We start from the raw sequence: 16,171 nt of genomic DNA on the forward strand, positions 1-16,171 counted from the left end.
CGAGTGCAACGAGCTTCGCCATCGCAACTGATGCCGGAACGGACAACTGCGCCCCGTGCACCGGCCACAATTGTCCGAAACGGAAACAGTTGCGGCCGGAACGCGCTACACGTTGCAGCGGAACTTCACCACGTTCCGTCACCGAAAGACATGGCCCCGACGACGAAGGCCGCCGACACGTAATCTGTGCAATGATGTCCCGACTGAAGTCAGATCCAAGGCGACATCGGGGGAAGTATGACCGTTCACGGGGTGCCAGATAAGTTCGGCAAAGCGCTGGCAGCGCTGTTTCTGGTTGCAGGTCTGTTTCTGACCGGATGTTCCGGCCCACCGGGTCCCGTCCCCGGCGGCGAAAGCCCGACGTCAACAGCAACGCGGACGGCGACAGCGACAGCGACAGCGACAGCGACAGCAAAGGCAACGCCGGGCCTGACTGAAGCGGCGCATCCGTCAGCTCCGGCCCCTGTGACGGACCTCCTCATCACTGCAACGTCGATCGAACTTCGAGACGCGTCCGGCACGACCCTGTCCACGTTCGATTATTTTCAACCTGCCGGCGAGTTGGTTGCCGGTCTGTCCACGGCTTTCGGAAGCGCACCGATCTCAGAGCACTTCGAGGGCGGCAGCGAGGTTCCTCCGGGAACCAATTACATCTGGGGCGATATCCTGCCTACAGGCCCTGAGTCGCCTACTCCATGGGACGGCGATTTCGTCCTCGTGGATGGTGTGCCAGGCGGGACGTCACCACATGAACCGAACACCTGGGTGAAGGTTTCCTCGTCCGCCGTGAACGGTGTTCACATCAGCACCGTCGACGGAATCGCTGTTGGAGATGATGCCGCCGAGATCGCGGCACGACACCCCGACACCGCGCGCCCACAAGGCAGCAGATTCGACATCTTCGTTGGTCTCGTGCCGCTCCCACCCTTGGACTCCCTGTCAGAACTGACGTTTTCAGTCTGGCTCATCGCCGCCGACCCACTCGGCCCTATCACCGAATTCCGCTCTCCCTCACCGAACTGGGGCGTGTGAGGTCCTCACTCTTGGTGAGAGGACACAGTATCTCGCGGTGAGGCTCCGGGAGCCAGAGACTCTGTACGAGACGTTCCGGCCACTGCGAGTGGCCTCTTCTGGGGAAGCGTGAATGAACGGAGGCTATGCCTCGGAGCCCTGAATCGACCGAAGCCGCGCGGGGAAGAAGCAGGCTCCGACCAGGCCCCAACATCAACACCTGGAGGACTTTGTAATTTGCCGGCCCCTGGCTCTGACCGTCATTGCGGCCGCCGCCATGCTCACCCTTGCCGCATGCAGCACCGACCAGGTCGAAGGCGATGTCACCGCATCGTCACCATCGTCACCGACACCGGTCGCGACCGCCACGGTAGCACCCGAACCGGAAGCCACTCCATCGGCGACACCTGCCGCGCTGCCGGCAACCATAATCATCGGCGCCGAAGCCACCGATATCGTCACAGCCGACGGCACGGTCCTCGTATCGCTGACCTATCAGAGCGATGGGGATGCAGCTGTGGCCGTACTCAGGGGCCTTCTCGGCGAGCCGACGTCAGAATCGGTGGAAGAGTCCTCCCACTACCCAAGGGCCGAACTCACGGAATGGGACGGCTTCACGATTGGGGTGAACCGTCCTGACGCGGACTTCAATCCGCGGCCGGGCCCGTACAACCCCGCCTTTCAGGTCAGGGCATCCGGAACCATGGCCACCAACGGTGTCGCCATTGAGGATGTCAACGGCAACCAGACCGGGCAGGACTTCGAGTCAACAGCTGACGGCAAGCCTGCCGATCAAGTGCATTTTGACGAAACCTTCGGGATCGACTCTGTCACCCTCGACATGCCGTCGTCATTCTCAGGCGCGATTCCGGATTACGGACTGCCAATGACCTACGGCGTGATCGGTTTCACCGGCCGAGACACCGGCATCATCGAAAAAATCCTCGCCCCCACCGACTTGTTCTCGCTAACATAGCCGCGCCCTCAAACGTCGGGACGAGCTGGATCAACTCACCTGCCTCGTCCTCGACGCACGCCGCAGACATGACGTTGTGTCCCACTTCCCGCACCAGGTCGGACGGATACAGACTCTCGACCGTTGTCATGCCCAACCCGGAGCGGGCTACACGTTGAAGCGAACTCCCCGGAGTGGCATCGCAGAGCAACCTTTAGAGCCACGTTTCGTGCCCTCCTGGCTGTCTCCGCATCGTCGCTGCCAGCAGCGTAGTGCCCCCTACTCCCGACCGTCCTCGAGCGGGATGAGCAGTGTGCGGAACGGACCAGCATTAGCGTGGAGGCCCCAAATCCGATCGGCGACGCCGTCGATGCCATTGACAAGCCGAAGCTGAGGAATGCCTCCCGGGATCACGAGTTGGCTGACACGGACTCCCTCACCCTCGAGCGCGTCGTGGAGCATCTCACCGTAGGCGCTCTCAGCCGGGAAGGCGACCGATGTACCTGCGAAGTCAGCGCGGGCCTTAACCGAGGTTCCGCCGTTGATCATGATGATGCTGCCGCTTCCTGCCTGCCGCATTGCTGGGAGCACCGTACGCACCGCGTGGATGAGCCCGAGAGCCGAGAACTGCAATGCCTCCAGAGCGAGCTCCGGAGTCATATCAAGCACCGGCTTCAGGTAGTCGCGCGACGGGAGCGGACTGTACTGCAACGTGGAGATGGGTCCCAGCTCTGCCGCGGCACGCGCAAGTGCGTCGTCAAGCTCCGCCGGTACTCGTACATCTGCCGCGTAACCCCTCGCGGTCACGCCGACGTCTCTGAGCTGCGCAGCCATGTCATCGAGCTTCGATTGATTGCGCGAGATCAGCGCTATCGAGAATCCTTCGTGCCCGAACCTTCGGGCGACTGCAGCTCCGAGTCCCGGTCCAGCTCCGATGATTGCGATGACAGGCACGGGGGACTCCCTTGATGATGATGGTGGTGACCGGAGAGCGGTCAGGACAGAAATAGTCTATGGGGATCGCGGCTTGCTGCCATCGCCGGACCGTTGTGAGCTTGTCAACCATCACAGAACTGACTTCATCGAAGCCGGAAAACACATCGGCTGCGATGGCCCATCGTTGCGTTTAACACCAACCCGCGGTCAGAGACGCAGACCTAATTATTGAAGCGGAACTCCACCACGTCGCCGTCCTGCATGATGTATTCCTTGCCCTCGATGCGGGCCTTGCCCCTGGAGCGGGCCTCCGCCACGGAACCGGCCTTCATCAGGTCGTCGAAGGAGAAGATCTCCGCCTTGATGAAGCCCTTCTGAAAGTCGGTGTGAATGACGCCGGCGGCCTGCGGAGCGGTCCAGCCCTTTCGGATGGTCCAGGCGCGTGTTTCCTTGGGGCCGGCCGTGAGGTAGGTCTGCAGGCCGAGGGTGTCGAAGCCGATGCGGGCGAGCTGGTCGAGCCCGCTCTCGGCCTGGCCGGTGGACGCCAGCATCTCGGCGGCGTCCTCGGCGTCGAGTTCACTGAGCTCGGATTCGAGCTTCGCGTCGAGGAACACGGCGTTGGCCGGGGCCACCAGCGCGGCCAGAACAGCGAGCTTCCCGGCATCCTGCAGCACCGCCTCGTCGACGTTGAACACGTAGATGAACGGCTTGGCCGTCAGCAGGCCCAGCTCGCGGATGGGCTCGATGTCGAGCGTGGCCGATGACAGCGGCGCTCCGGCGTCGAGGATGGCCTGCGCCTTGAGCGCGGTCTCCAGCACGATGGGGGGAAGCTTGCGCCCTTTGACCTCTTTCTCGAAGCGGGAGACCGCCTTCTCGAGGGTTTGCAGGTCGGCGAGGATGAGTTCGGTGTTGATCGTCTCCATGTCGCCGGCTGGGTCGACGGCACCGTCGACATGCACCACGTCGGGGTCGGCGAAGCCGCGGATGACCTGCGCGATGGCGTCAGCCTCTCGAATGTTGGCGAGGAACTTGTTGCCGAGCCCCTCCCCCTCGCTGGCGCCGCGCACGATGCCGGCGATGTCGACGAACGACACCGGGGCAGGCAGCAGACGCTCGCTACCGAAGACCGCCGCCAGCTTGGCCAGGCGGTGGTCGGGCAGGTTGACGATGCCGACGTTGGGCTCGATGGTGGCGAACGGGTAGTTCGCCGCGAGCACGTTGTTCTTGGTCAACGCGTTGAAGAGGGTGGACTTGCCAACATTGGGCAGTCCGACGATTGCAATAGTAAGAGCCACGAAAGTCAATCGTACCGTCTGCGACCCGAGGCCGGTCGGCACAGCGGCGACGCGCTGTCGGCGGCCCGTGACAGGATGAAGCGGTGCCAGTCAACTTCACCGCCATCGACTTCGAGACCGCCAACTCCTCCAGCGCTTCGGCCTGCTCGGTGGGGCTGGTGAAGGTCCGTGACGGCAAGGTCGTCGACCGCATCGCCTGGTTCATCAAGCCGGCCGTCGGGCACGACGTCTTCCTGGCCTGGAACATCAAGATCCACGGCATCCGGCCGACGGATGTCGCCGGTGCGGCCACCTGGGCGCAGCAGCTTCCCGACCTAGTCGCCTTTGCCGGCGACGACCACCTTGTGGCGCACAACGCCGGGTTCGACCTGGGGGTCATCAAGACGTCCTCCACGGTCGCCGGGCTGGTCGTGCCCGACTTCAACTACGTCTGCAGCCTCCAGGTGGCCCGCCGCACCTACCACCTCGACTCCTACCGGCTCCCGGTGGCCGCGATGGCCGCGGGCTTCGAGGGTTTCGCCCACCACGACGCCCTGGCCGACGCGGAGGCCTGCGCGGCCATCATGATCCACGCCGCCGACCGGCACGGGGCCGGCACTCTCGAGGAGCTGGCGCAGATCACCGGCGTGAAGATCGGCGCCATCGGGCCGGTCGCCACGAAGGAGAAGTCCGCCACGCACGGCCCGATGGCGCTGAACTAGGCATCCTTGGGGCACCGGCTCGGGCAATGTCTGTGGCCACTGGCAGAGTAGAACCATGGATTCCTGGTTCAGTCTTCTTCTCGGCCTTGTCGTCGGCGCCCTGCTCGGCACCCTGCTCACTGTGGTCCTCACTGCGCGTTCCGCCGAGCGCCGCAACGGAGGCTCGTCCGGCACCGATCCCCTCGTCATCGAGGCCCGGCACCAGGTGGCCTTGGCCGAGGTGTACGCCCGAGAGGCCGGCATCCAGTCCATCCTGCGCGAAGAGCTGGCCTCAGTCCAGGCCACCGCCGACGCCCTGCGCGGACAGGTCGTCGACGCGGGGCGGCAATACCGCGAACTGAGCGACCGCCAGCGCAACGACCAGGACGCGCGCACCGAGCAACAGAATCAGGAAAGCAAGGTGCTCCAGGCCCTCGCCCCGGTCAAGGAGAGCCTGCAGGACATGCAGCAGAAGGTCGCCGAGCTCGAGGCCCAGCGCAGCCTGCAACACGGCGAGCTCAGCCAGCAGCTGCGGTCGGCGACCGAGTCGGAGGAGCGCCTACGGAGCACCGCCGAGTCGCTCGCGTCGGCCCTGCGCGCCAACAACACGCGCGGGGTCTGGGGCGAAACCCAGCTGCGCAGCGTGGTCGAGGCCGCCGGCCTGATCGAGCGAGTCGACTTCGACGTGCAGTCGAGCATCACCTCCGACGCCGGCGCCGGCCGCCCCGACATGGTCGTGCACCTGCCCGGCGGCAAGAACATCGCCGTCGACGCGAAGGTGCCGTTCACGGCGTTCCTCGAAGCCAGCCAGATCCCGGTCACCGCCACCGGTGCCCTGGGAGCTCAGCGGGCCGTCTACATGAAAGCGCACGTCAAGGCCGTGCGCGACCACATCACCGCCCTCGGCAGCAAGGCCTACTGGCAGGGCTTGGAGGCCTCCCCGGAGATCGTGATCGCCTTCATCCCGAGCGAGTCCCTGGTCTCCTCGGCGCTGGAGGCCGACCCCTCGATCATGGAATTCGCGTTCTCGAAACGGGTGGCCCTCGCCTCCCCGGTGACCCTGTGGTCGGTGCTCAAGACGGTGGCCTTCACCTGGCAGCAGGACGTTCTCACGCATGACGCAAAAGTCTTGTTCGACCTCAGTCGGGAGCTATACGGCCGTCTGGCCACCACGGCCACGCACATCGAGAAACTGGGCCGGTCGATCGAGCGCACGGTGAAGGACTACAACGGCTTCGTCGGCTCGATGGAACGCCAGGTACTGCCCACCGCACGCAAGCTCAACGCCCTCGACGAGTCCAAGGTGCTGGCGCCGCTGGCGGGCATCGAGGACACCCCGCGCGAACTGGCCGCCTGGGAGTTCGTGTCGGAGCTGGAGGCCGAGGTACTCGAAAGCGCCGCACTCGAAGCCGCCGCACTCGAGGCCGCCGCACTGACTGACTCTGAGAATCGCCGATAACGCCGAAAATCGCCGTCGGAACGGCGATTTTCGGCCTTGCAGGTAGCTAAAGCCGAGCGCCTAGAGCCACTTCGAGGCGAGGTGCTCGGCGATCACCCGACGCGTGGTGCCGGACTTCGAGCGCAGCACGATGCTCTCGGTGCGGATGATCGGGCCCTGGCGGCGCACGCCGTCGACGAGTCCGCCATCCGTCACGCCCGTGGCGACGAAGAAGGTGTTGTCGCCGCTGACCATGTCGTCCAGCTCGAGCAGCTTGTCGACGTCGAGGCCGGCCGCGACGGCGCCCGCACGCTCGGCGTCGTCCTTCGGTGCCAGGCGTCCCTGCATGTAGCCGCCGATGGCCTTGAGCGCGCAGGCCGTGGTGATGCCTTCCGGGCTGCCACCCGTGCCGACGCACATGTCGATGCGCGTTTCCCAGCGAGCCGCGTTGATGCCGCCGGCGACGTCGCCGTCGCTCATCAGCCGCGTGCCCGCTCCGGCGCTGCGGATGGCGTCGATAAGTTCGGCGTGGCGGGGACGGTCGAGCACGGCGAGGACCATTTCGCCGACCGGCTTGCCCGTCGCCTTCGACAGCTCACGGATGTTGTCGCCGATCGGGGCGTCGAGGCTGACGACTCCGCGCCCGGCGGCGCCCGTGACGATCTTGTCCATGTAGAACACGGATGACGCGTCGAGCATGGTGCCGCGGGAGGAGACCGCGATCACGGAGAGGGCATTCTGGCGTCCGGCGGCGGTGAGGCTGGTGCCGTCGATCGGGTCGACCGCGATGTCGCAGGCGGGTCCGGTTCCGTTGCCGACACGCTCACCGTTGAAGAGCATCGGGGCTTCGTCTTTCTCACCCTCGCCGATGACGATGAGTCCGTCGAAGTTCACGGTGCCGAGGAAGACGCGCATGGCGTCGACGGCTGCCTTGTCCGCGGCATTCTTGTCGCCGCGGCCGATGAACGGGACCGCACGAATCGCTGCGGCCTCGGTGGCCCGCACCAATTCCATCGCAAGGTTGCGGTCGGGGTGCATGAAATTGGGGGCGACTTCGGGGCTGTTCACAGATGGTCCTTCCCGGACGAAGAGTGCGGCAGTGGCAAGACCCATCTTTGGGCCGGCACCGGTGTCGGTGCTGCCTCGTTCAGCCTAGCGCCCGCTCTTCGTCGCGGGGGTGTTCGCTCGCTGGCACGCCCGGAGACCCACCTCGGTAGGATGAGAAGACCGAAACGGTTCAATCGAGGAGACTCAACAATGCCCATCGCAACCCCAGACCAGTATGCCGAGATGCTCAACAAGGCCAAGACGAAGGGGTTCGCCTACCCGGCGTTCAACGTTTCGTCTTCTCAAAGCATTAATGCCGTCCTTCAGGGCCTGACCGAAGCCGGCTCTGACGGCATCATCCAGGTCACCACCGGTGGCGCAGATTACTTCGCCGGCCACACGGTCAAGAACCGCGCATCCGGTGCGCTCGCGATGGCGCGCTTCGTGCAGTCCGTCGCCGACAATTACCCCATTACCGTTGCACTCCACACGGACCACTGCCCCAAGGGTGCGCTCGAGGACTTCGTCCTCCCGCTCATCTCCGCTTCCGAAGACGAGGTGAAGGCCGGCCGCAACCCGATCTTCCAGTCGCACATGTGGGACGGCTCCGCCATCCCGCTGGCAGAGAACCTGGACATCGCCAAGGACATCCTGAAGCGCACCCAGGCGATCAACGCCATCCTCGAGGTCGAGATCGGCGCCGTCGGCGGCGAAGAAGACGGCGTTGAGGGCGACATCAACGAGAACCTGTACACGACACTCGACGACGCGCTCTCGTTGATCGATTCCCTCGGCATGGGCGAGAACGGCCGCTACATGGCTGCCCTCACCTTCGGCAACGTGCACGGCGTGTACAAGCCCGGCAACGTCAAGCTGCGCCCGGAGCTCCTCAAGGAGATCCAGGACGGCGTCGCCGCCAAGCTGGGTACCGGCCCGAAGCCGCTCGACCTGGTCTTCCACGGTGGGTCAGGCTCGACCGACGCCGAGATCGCCGAGGCCGTCGCGAACGGTGTCGTCAAAATGAACATCGACACCGACACCCAGTACGCGTTCACCCGCGCGGTCGCCGGCTACATGCTGAGCAACTATGACAGCGTGCTCAAGGTTGACGGCGAAGTCGGCAACAAGAAGGTCTACGACCCGCGCGCCTGGGGCAAGGTTGCCGAGACGGGCATGGCCGCTCGCGTCGCCGACGCCACCCGCCAGCTCGGCTCCGCCGGCCACTCGAACAGCTAGCACCGGATGACGATGGCCGAGAATTCTTCGTCGACTCCTTCGGGAACCCCTCCGGAGGATTCCCGGCCCCGTCCCCAGTACGGTGAGCTTGCGCCCGAGGGTTGGAGCTGGACTCCTACCCCGGATGAGCCCACGCTCGCCACACCGCCGGCTCCGGGGCCGTCCGCGGCCCCCGAGCGGGCTGTGCGCCCGGCCGGAACCGCGCCGGCCTGGGACCGGCCGGTGACTCTGAGCCTGCTCGTCCTCGGGCTCCTGTCCACGTTCTTCGCGGTCAGCATGCTCACGATGATCACCGAGTCCATTCAGTTGCTCCATACCCAGCTGGATCTCGCCGCGTATGAGCCGGATCCCTCCGCGGCCGGGCTGGTCACGGCCGGGATCATCGGTGTGTCCCTGATCTGGCTGGCCACAGCCGCAGGCGTGATCCTGTTGCTGGTCCGAGGCAAGCGCGCGTTCTACGTGCCGCTGATCGGTGCGGTCCTGTCCGCGTTCGTGTTCATCGCCTTCACCACCGCGGTTTTGGCCACCGACCCGACGCTGCTCAACGACCCGAACCTGATGGACGTCTACGGCCAGCTGTAGACGACGCCATTCTGCCGGGTCCGGCGTACACGAAGGCCCCCGTCGGTCAGATCCTGGATCTGATCGACGGGGGCCTTCGTGGTGAACGCGGCTGACCGGTTCCTAGCTGCTGACCCGTCCGCCGAGACCGCGGGCATCCGCGTTGCCGGCCAGGTCCTTGCGCAGTTCCTTCGGCAGCGAGAACAGCAGGTCCTCCTCGGCCGTCTTGATCTCTTCGATGTCGCCGTAGCCGGCCTCGGCCAGATCGGCGAGCACCTCGTGCACGAGTTCGTCGGGCACGGATGCCCCGCTGGTCACGCCCACGGTGACAACCCCGTCGAGCCACTCCTGCTGGATCTCGCTGGCAAAGTCCACGCGGTAGGCAGCCCGGGCGCCGTACTCCAGCGCCACCTCGACCAGTCGCACCGAGTTGGACGAGTTCGCCGAGCCGACCACAATGACGAGGTCCGAATCACGGGCCACCTTCTTGATCGCCACCTGGCGATTCTGGGTGGCGTAGCAGATGTCGTCGCTGGGGGGATCCTGCAGATTTGGAAAACGGGCACGCAGGCGACGCACGGTTTCCATGGTCTCGTCCACGCTCAGCGTGGTCTGGGACAGCCAGACCACCTTGTCGGGGTCGCGCACCTCGATGGTGTCGGCGTCGTCAGGGCTCCCGACGAGCGTGGTGTGCTCGGGTGCCTCCCCCGCGGTTCCCTCGACCTCTTCGTGGCCTTCGTGGCCGATCAGCAGGATCTGGAAGTCGTCCCGGGCGAAGCGCACGGCCTCACGGTGCACCTTCGTGACCAGTGGGCAGGTGGCGTCGATTGCCAGCAGGCCGCGGTCCGCCGCCGCGGTGACGACGGCCGGGGACACGCCGTGGGCGCTGAAAACGATGTGGGAGCCGGTGGGCACCTCGTCGACTTCCTCGACGAAGATCGCCCCCTTCTTCTCCAGCTCGGAGACCACGTGGATGTTGTGCACGATCTGCTTGCGCACATACACGGGGGAGCCGTACAGTTCGAGGGCCTTCTCGACGGCGATGACGGCACGGTCCACGCCGGCGCAGTAGCCTCGCGGGGCGGCCAGCAGCACCCGTTTGCGTCCGAGCACCGGGGTATCCTTGAGCCTGTTGCGTGCGCGGGGAATCCGTGGCATGCCAAGGCCGATCAGAGGCGAATCCGTACTGATAGTCACCTCATCATCTTATGGGGGCCGACTGTGCAGTCCGTGGGAGGAACGATTGATGACGGACGCACCACCCACCCTCGAGACCCCCTGGCCGGTCGGGCTGCTGGCCAACAAGATCCGCGGCTACATCGAGCGCCTCGGCACGGCCTGGGTCGAGGGCGAGATCACCCAGTGGGGCGCCAGCGGCGGCAACGTTTACGGCAAGCTCAAGGACCTCACCGAAGACGCCACGGTCAGCTTCACGATCTGGTCGTCGGTGCGCGCGAAGCTGACCAGCGACTTCAAGCAGGGCGACCGGGTCATCGCCCTCGTCAAACCCAACTATTGGGTCAAGGGCGGCACTCTCACCATGCAGATGCTCGAGATGCGCCACGTGGGCCTCGGCGACATGCTGGAACGGCTCGAACGGCTGCGCAATCGGCTGGCCGGCGAGGGTCTGTTCGACGCGTCTCGCAAGAAGCCGCTGCCCTTCCTCCCCCATTGCATCGGCCTGGTCACCGGCAAAGACTCCGACGCTGAGAAAGACGTCATCCGCAACGCCCAGCTGCGCTGGCCGGCCGTCACTTTCGACCTGGCCTACGCCGCCGTGCAGGGTGACCGCATGGTGTCCGAGGTGACCGCGGCCATCCAGCGGCTGGACGCCGACCCGGAGGTCGACGTGATCATCATCGCCCGCGGCGGCGGCGACTTCCAGAACCTGCTCGGCTTCAGCGACGAGACGCTGATCCGGGCTGCGGCGGCCTGCACGACCCCGCTGGTCAGCGCGATCGGCCACGAGGCCGACCGGCCGCTGCTCGACGACGTGGCCGACCTGCGCGCGTCGACGCCGACGGATGCCGCCAAACGCGTCGTGCCGGACGTCTCCGACGAACTCAACCGGGTACAGCAGGCCCGGGCCCGCCTCAGCAACCGGCTGACCGGTATCCTCGCGCACGAGGTCGACCGGATCGGCCAGCTTCGCTCACGCCCGGTGCTGAGCACCCCCGAGTGGATCATCGATTCCCGATCCGAGGACCTCACCCGCTACGTCGCCCGCGGCGCCGAGCTTGTCGACCGGGCGGTCGAGCGGGCCGGAGCGGTGATCGTCGACCTGCGTTCCCAGTTGCGCGCCCTCTCCCCCCAGGGCACTCTCGACCGCGGCTACTCGATCGTGCAGTTGCAGGGCGGCCAGGTGGTGCGCTCGCCCGGGCAGGCACCGTCGCAGACGAAACTCCTGATCACGCTCGCCGAGGGCGCTCTGGCGGCCACCGCGGACGCGGCAACCTCCGACCCGACACCGTCGAATGAGAAATTAGAATGGACACCATGACCTCGGCACCAGACGAAATCAACGCACTGAGCTACGAACAGGCCCGGGATGAGCTCGTGCGCGTGGTGAACGCCCTCGAGCAGGGAGCCTCGTCGCTGGAGGAATCGCTCGCGCTGTGGGAACGAGGTGAGGCTCTCGCCCGCCGCTGCGAAGAGTGGCTGATCGGCGCGAAAGCCAGACTGGATGCCGCCAGGGCAGGCCAGGTCGACTCCGCCGCGACAGCCGGATGAGCCCCGCCAAGCGCGCGCCCCGAATCGTCGCAGAGCTGGGTCGCCCGGAGACGCCGGATGAAACCCGCACCCGGCTGGCCGAGAACTCCCGCAAGTACCGCTCCCACAAGACCGTGAACAATCTGGTCCTGTCCCTGCTGGCCACACTGGGCACAGTCCTGGTGCTCGTGCTGCTGGTGCCGCGCAGCGACGCCCCGCAGAACCGCGACGTCGATTTCGCCGCCGTCGCCGCGCAGGTGCAACCCGGCCTCACCGATCCCCTGCTGGTTCCGGAGTTGCCAAGTGGTTGGACGGCCAACGCCGCGCAGTGGCGCCTGGGCGGAAGCGACAAGATCCCGTCCTGGTACATCGGCCTGATCACGGCCAAGACCGAGTTCATCGGCCTCACCCAAGCGCTCGGCGCCAACCCGAGCTGGCTCGCCGACGAGCTGCAGGATGCTCCGGTCGCCGGCACCGTCATGATCGCCGGAGTCACCTGGGACGTCTACCGCAACACCGCACCGGAAGATGACCGCGGCAATTTCGAATCCGCTCTGGTGACCACGGCCGGCGACAGTACCTACCTTCTCGTCGGCACCGCCGATGACGAGGAACTTGCCGTCCTGGCCGCAGTGCTGGCCGAACAGATCAGTTCCAACAGCACCGAGGGACAGTAATGGGCGAGGCAGCAACACCGGCAGACGTCTGGACCGACCTGCAGCGCGGAAACGACCGCTTCGTGAGCGGCGAGCCGCGGCATCCGCGCCAGGATGTGGACCGCCGAGCCGAACTCGCCTTCGTACAGACCCCCGACGCGGCCCTGTTCGGCTGCAGCGACTCGCGGCTGGCCGCCGAGATCATCTTCGACAAGGGCCTCGGCGACCTCTTCGTCGTGCGTAATGCCGGTCAGGTCATCTCCGATTCGGTGCTCGGCTCGCTCGAATACGCGGTCGCCGTGCTGCGTGTGCCGCTCATCCTGGTGCTCGGCCACGACGGCTGCGGGGCCGTGCGCGCCGCCATCGATTCCCAGGCCGCCGACGCGCAACCTCTGCCCGCGCACATCAGCCGGATCATCGAGAAGATCGTGCCGGCCGTCCGCCGGGTGGCGGGGTCCAAGGATGCGACGTCGATCGATCCCGAGCTGGTCGACGCCCTCGCCGTCGGCCGCGAACACCTTCGCGACACGGTGTCCGAACTGCTCGAGCGCTCTGAGATGATCAGGGCGGCCGTGGCAGAAGGTACATTGGCTATCGTCGGGGCGAACTACCGGCTGCTCGAAGGCCGTGCCGTGCCCGACATCGTTGTCGGCGTGGTTTAGCCGAGCAGCCCGCCCGCGACGAGCCGCCCAGGCCGTCGCCGCGCGTTCCCGTACCGAAGAGATTCCCAACCGAAAGGTAATACACACCGTGGTGGACAAGACCGCTGAAGCCGAGTACCGGATCGAACACGACACGATGGGCGAGGTCCGGGTTCCGGTCGCCGCCCTCTACGGGGCGCAGACGCAGCGGGCCGTCGAGAATTTCCCGATCTCCGGCTCGGTACTGGAGCCCGCCCAGATCGCCGCCCTGGCACGTATCAAAAAGTCCGCCGCCCTGGCGAACGCGAAACTAGGGGTACTAGACGTCGACATCGCCAACGCGATCGCCGCCGCCGCCGACGAGGTCTCCACCGGTCGCTACGACTCCGAGTTCCCGATCGACGTCTACCAGACCGGCAGCGGCACCTCCTCGAACATGAACATGAACGAGGTCCTCGCGACCCTGGCGACCCGCAGCCTCGGGCGCCCGGTGCACCCGAACGACCACGTGAACGCGTCTCAGTCCTCCAACGACGTGTTCCCGACATCCGTGCACCTCGCCGTGACGAGCGCGCTCATCGACGAGCTCGTCCCCGCACTCGACCACCTGGCTGTGGCCTTAGAGGCCAAGGCCGAGCTGTGGGCCGGCGCGGTCAAGGCCGGCCGCACCCACCTGATGGATGCCACCCCGGTCACCCTCGGCCAGGAGTTCGGCGGATACGCGCGGCAGATGCGCCTCGGCATCGAGCGCGTGCGCACCGCGCTTCCCCGCGTCGCGGAGGTCCCCCTCGGCGGCACTGCGGTCGGAACCGGCATCAACACGCCCGCCGGGTTCCCGCAGCTCGTGATAGAGCTGCTCGTCGAGGAGACCGAACTGCCGGTCACCGAGGCACGCGACCACTTCGAGGCGCAGGCCAACCGGGACGGCCTGGTGGACGCATCCGGCGCCCTTCGCACCATCGCGGTGAGCCTCACCAAGATCTGCAACGACCTGCGCTGGATGGGCTCGGGCCCCAACACGGGCTTCGGCGAGCTGAACATCCCCGACCTGCAGCCGGGCTCCTCGATCATGCCGGGCAAGGTGAACCCGGTGATCCCCGAGGCCGTGCTGATGGTCTGCTCCCGCGTGATCGGCAACGACGCCACCATCGCCTGGTCGGGCGCGTCGGGCTCGTTCGAGCTCAACGTCGCGATCCCGGTGATGGGCACCGCCCTGCTCGAGTCGATCCGCCTGCTCTCGAACGCGGCCCGCGTGCTCGCCGACAAGACCGTCGACGGCCTCACGGCGAATGTCGAGCGCGCGCGCGCGCTGGCCGAGTCCTCCCCCGCCATCGTCACTCCTCTAAACCGGGTCATCGGCTACGAGGCCGCGGCCAAGGTGGCCAAGTACTCGGTGGCCGAAGGGGTGACCGTGCGCGAGTCCGTCATCGCGCTCGGTTTCGTTGAGCGCGGCGAGGTCACCCTCGAACTGCTCGACACCGCCCTCGACGTGCTGAGCATGACCCGCCCGCCTCAGGCGAAGTAGCCCCGCGCTTTCTCACTCGCGCAGCTCCTTGTCCGTTCAGCGCTCACCAATTCGACGGAGATTTTGCTTCCAGTTGCCTGTTTTCGTACCAAAAGCGGCTTCTGGGGCAAAATCTCCGTCGAATTCGTCAGGGCGCTAGCGCACCTCGTTGCCCTCGAGCATCTCGGTCACGAGGGCGGCGATCGCGCTCCGCTCCGAGCGGGTGAGCGTCATGTGGGCGAAGAGCGGATGTCCCTTGAGCGTCTCGATCACCGACGCCACCCCGTCGAAGCGGCCGACCCGCAGATTGTCCCGCTGCGCCACATCGTGGGTGAGGACCACCCGCGAGTTCTGCCCGATCCGGCTGAGCACCGTGAGTAGCACGTTGCGTTCGAGCGACTGAGCCTCATCGACGATCACGAAAGCGTCGTGCAGGGACCGGCCGCGGATGTGCGTCAGCGGCAGGACTTCGAGGATGCCGCGCTCGATGACCTCCTCCAGCACGTTCTCGGAGACGATGGCCCCGAGTGTGTCGAAGACCGCCTGGGCCCACGGGCTCATCTTCTCGGCGGCGTCGCCGGGCAGGTACCCCAGCTCCTGGCCGCCGACCGCGTAGAGCGGCCGGAAGACCATGATCTTGCGGTGCTGCTGGCGTTCCAGCACGGCCTCGAGCCCGGCGCAGAGGGCGAGCGCCGACTTCCCCGTGCCGGCCCGACCTCCCAGTGACAGGATACCGATCTCCGGGTCGAGCAGCAGGTCGATGGCGAGCCGCTGTTCCGCCGAGCGTCCCTTCAGCCCGAAGACGTCCCGGTCGCCGCGCACGAGCTTCATCGCGCCGTTGCCGGTCACCCGGCCGAGCGCCGAACCGCGGTCGGAGTGGATGACCAGGCCCGTGTTCACGGGCATATCCTGCACGAGACGGGTGTGCACGACCTCCTTGTCGTAGAGCTCGTCGATCAGGTTCGAGCCCAGGGTGATCTCGTCGATGCCGGTCCAGCCGGAGTCCACGGCAAGTTCGTGACGGTACTCCTCTGCGGTGAGGCCGAGCGAGGCCGCCTTGACCCGCAGGGGCAGGTCTTTGGAGACGACGGTTACATTCAAGCCGTCGTGGGCGAGATTCAGGGCCACGGCCAGGATGCGGGAGTCGTTGTCACCGAGTTGCAGTCCGGACGGAAGCACCGACATGTTCGAGTGGTTGAGCTCCACGCGGAGGCTGCCGCCGTCACCGACCGGGATCGGGAAGTCCAACCGTTCGTGCTTCACCCGCAGTTCGTCAAGCAACCGCAGTGACTGGCGGGCGAAGTAGCCGATCTCCGGGTCGTTGCGCTTGGCCTCGAGCTCCGCAATCACCACGACGGGGAGCACGACGGCGTGCTCCGCGAAACGGAAGATCGCTTTGGGATCGGAGAGCAGAACCGAGGTGTCAAGAACGTACGTGCATTCGGTCTGCCCCGTCGCCGACGCGCTCTGGTTAGAACCCTTGTTATCGATCTGATTAGCGG

The 16,171-nt window shown here is 66.2% G+C and carries 16 protein-coding genes; 11 read left to right on the forward strand and 5 right to left on the reverse strand.

Features of this window, described 5'->3' with window-relative positions; all coding sequences use genetic code 11:
- The first annotated feature begins 465 nt into the window (after window positions 1-465).
- Both CXY81_RS15610 and CXY81_RS15615 read left to right on the forward strand, forming a co-directional pair.
- On the forward strand, window positions 466-1,032 hold the full coding sequence (locus CXY81_RS15610; protein ID WP_104170859.1) for a hypothetical protein: 567 nt from the start codon (window positions 466-468) through the stop codon (window positions 1,030-1,032).
- 256 nt (window positions 1,033-1,288) lie between these two features.
- Complete coding sequence (locus tag CXY81_RS15615) at window positions 1,289-1,987, forward strand: hypothetical protein (protein WP_104195369.1); 699 nt, start codon at window positions 1,289-1,291, stop codon at window positions 1,985-1,987.
- Between the two features lie 258 nt (window positions 1,988-2,245).
- On the opposite strand, the gene CXY81_RS15620 is transcribed toward CXY81_RS15615, so the two are convergent.
- Together CXY81_RS15620 and ychF are read right to left on the reverse strand one after the other, a co-directional pair.
- A complete protein-coding gene (locus CXY81_RS15620; RefSeq protein WP_104195370.1) occupies window positions 2,246-2,920 on the reverse strand; it encodes an SDR family oxidoreductase in 675 nt (224 codons plus the stop codon).
- Between the two features lie 203 nt (window positions 2,921-3,123).
- The gene (gene ychF / locus CXY81_RS15625; protein ID WP_104195371.1) at window positions 3,124-4,197 is read right to left on the reverse strand and encodes a redox-regulated ATPase YchF; all 1,074 of its coding nucleotides are present in this window, start codon (window positions 4,195-4,197) and stop codon (window positions 3,124-3,126) included.
- An 83-nt stretch (window positions 4,198-4,280) separates the two neighbouring features.
- On the opposite strand from ychF, the gene CXY81_RS15630 reads away from it, so the two are divergent.
- Both CXY81_RS15630 and rmuC read left to right on the forward strand, forming a co-directional pair.
- Window positions 4,281-4,898: an exonuclease domain-containing protein gene (locus tag CXY81_RS15630; RefSeq protein ID WP_104170854.1), complete on the forward strand. Its 618-nt coding sequence runs from the start codon at window positions 4,281-4,283 to the stop codon at window positions 4,896-4,898.
- A 55-nt stretch (window positions 4,899-4,953) separates the two neighbouring features.
- Complete coding sequence (rmuC, locus tag CXY81_RS15635; protein ID WP_104195372.1) at window positions 4,954-6,336, forward strand: DNA recombination protein RmuC; 1,383 nt, start codon at window positions 4,954-4,956, stop codon at window positions 6,334-6,336.
- 60 nt (window positions 6,337-6,396) lie between these two features.
- Here rmuC and glpX read toward each other — a convergent pair whose 3' ends face one another.
- Window positions 6,397-7,353, reverse strand: coding sequence for a class II fructose-bisphosphatase (gene glpX / locus CXY81_RS15640; RefSeq protein ID WP_233191397.1), 957 nt, complete (start codon window positions 7,351-7,353; stop codon window positions 6,397-6,399).
- Between the two features lie 219 nt (window positions 7,354-7,572).
- Here glpX and fbaA point away from each other — a divergent pair, with 219 nt between their 5' ends.
- Complete coding sequence (gene fbaA, locus CXY81_RS15645) at window positions 7,573-8,598, forward strand: class II fructose-bisphosphate aldolase (RefSeq protein WP_104170852.1); 1,026 nt, start codon at window positions 7,573-7,575, stop codon at window positions 8,596-8,598.
- 12 nt (window positions 8,599-8,610) lie between these two features.
- Entirely contained in the window at window positions 8,611-9,180 is a 570-nt protein-coding gene (locus tag CXY81_RS15650) for a DUF6264 family protein (protein WP_146067719.1), read from the forward strand.
- Window positions 9,181-9,282: 102 nt separating this feature from the next.
- Here the strand turns inward: CXY81_RS15650 and CXY81_RS15655 are convergent, their stop codons facing one another.
- The gene (locus tag CXY81_RS15655) at window positions 9,283-10,317 is read right to left on the reverse strand and encodes a 4-hydroxy-3-methylbut-2-enyl diphosphate reductase (RefSeq protein ID WP_104170888.1); all 1,035 of its coding nucleotides are present in this window, start codon (window positions 10,315-10,317) and stop codon (window positions 9,283-9,285) included.
- An 88-nt stretch (window positions 10,318-10,405) separates the two neighbouring features.
- Here CXY81_RS15655 and xseA point away from each other — a divergent pair, with 88 nt between their 5' ends.
- The 5 genes from xseA to CXY81_RS15680 all read left to right on the forward strand — a co-directional run bounded on the left by xseA (window position 10,406) and on the right by CXY81_RS15680 (window position 14,690).
- Window positions 10,406-11,659 carry an exodeoxyribonuclease VII large subunit gene (gene xseA, locus CXY81_RS15660; protein WP_104195373.1) on the forward strand — a complete coding sequence of 418 codons (1,254 nt, stop codon included), beginning with the start codon at window positions 10,406-10,408 and terminating at the stop codon, window positions 11,657-11,659.
- The gene (locus tag CXY81_RS15665) at window positions 11,656-11,889 is read left to right on the forward strand and encodes an exodeoxyribonuclease VII small subunit (protein WP_347232351.1); all 234 of its coding nucleotides are present in this window, start codon (window positions 11,656-11,658) and stop codon (window positions 11,887-11,889) included. Before xseA ends, CXY81_RS15665 begins: the two co-directional genes overlap by 4 nt.
- Entirely contained in the window at window positions 11,886-12,545 is a 660-nt protein-coding gene (locus CXY81_RS15670; protein ID WP_104100857.1) for a DUF4245 domain-containing protein, read from the forward strand. The genes CXY81_RS15665 and CXY81_RS15670 overlap by 4 nt, the downstream gene beginning before the upstream one ends.
- The gene (locus CXY81_RS15675; protein ID WP_104170848.1) at window positions 12,545-13,186 is read left to right on the forward strand and encodes a carbonic anhydrase; all 642 of its coding nucleotides are present in this window, start codon (window positions 12,545-12,547) and stop codon (window positions 13,184-13,186) included. The genes CXY81_RS15670 and CXY81_RS15675 overlap by 1 nt, the downstream gene beginning before the upstream one ends.
- A gap of 88 nt (window positions 13,187-13,274) precedes the next feature.
- Window positions 13,275-14,690 (forward strand): aspartate ammonia-lyase, encoded by a 1,416-nt coding sequence (locus CXY81_RS15680; protein ID WP_104195374.1) that lies wholly within the window; start codon window positions 13,275-13,277, stop codon window positions 14,688-14,690.
- A 135-nt stretch (window positions 14,691-14,825) separates the two neighbouring features.
- Here the strand turns inward: CXY81_RS15680 and CXY81_RS15685 are convergent, their stop codons facing one another.
- Complete coding sequence (locus tag CXY81_RS15685; RefSeq protein ID WP_233194226.1) at window positions 14,826-16,160, reverse strand: PhoH family protein; 1,335 nt, start codon at window positions 16,158-16,160, stop codon at window positions 14,826-14,828.
- Window positions 16,161-16,171: the final 11 nt, after the last annotated feature.

The sequence above is a fragment of the Cryobacterium sp. M25 genome (genome assembly GCF_002929635.1).
Lineage (GTDB): Bacteria > Actinomycetota > Actinomycetes > Actinomycetales > Microbacteriaceae > Cryobacterium > Cryobacterium sandaracinum.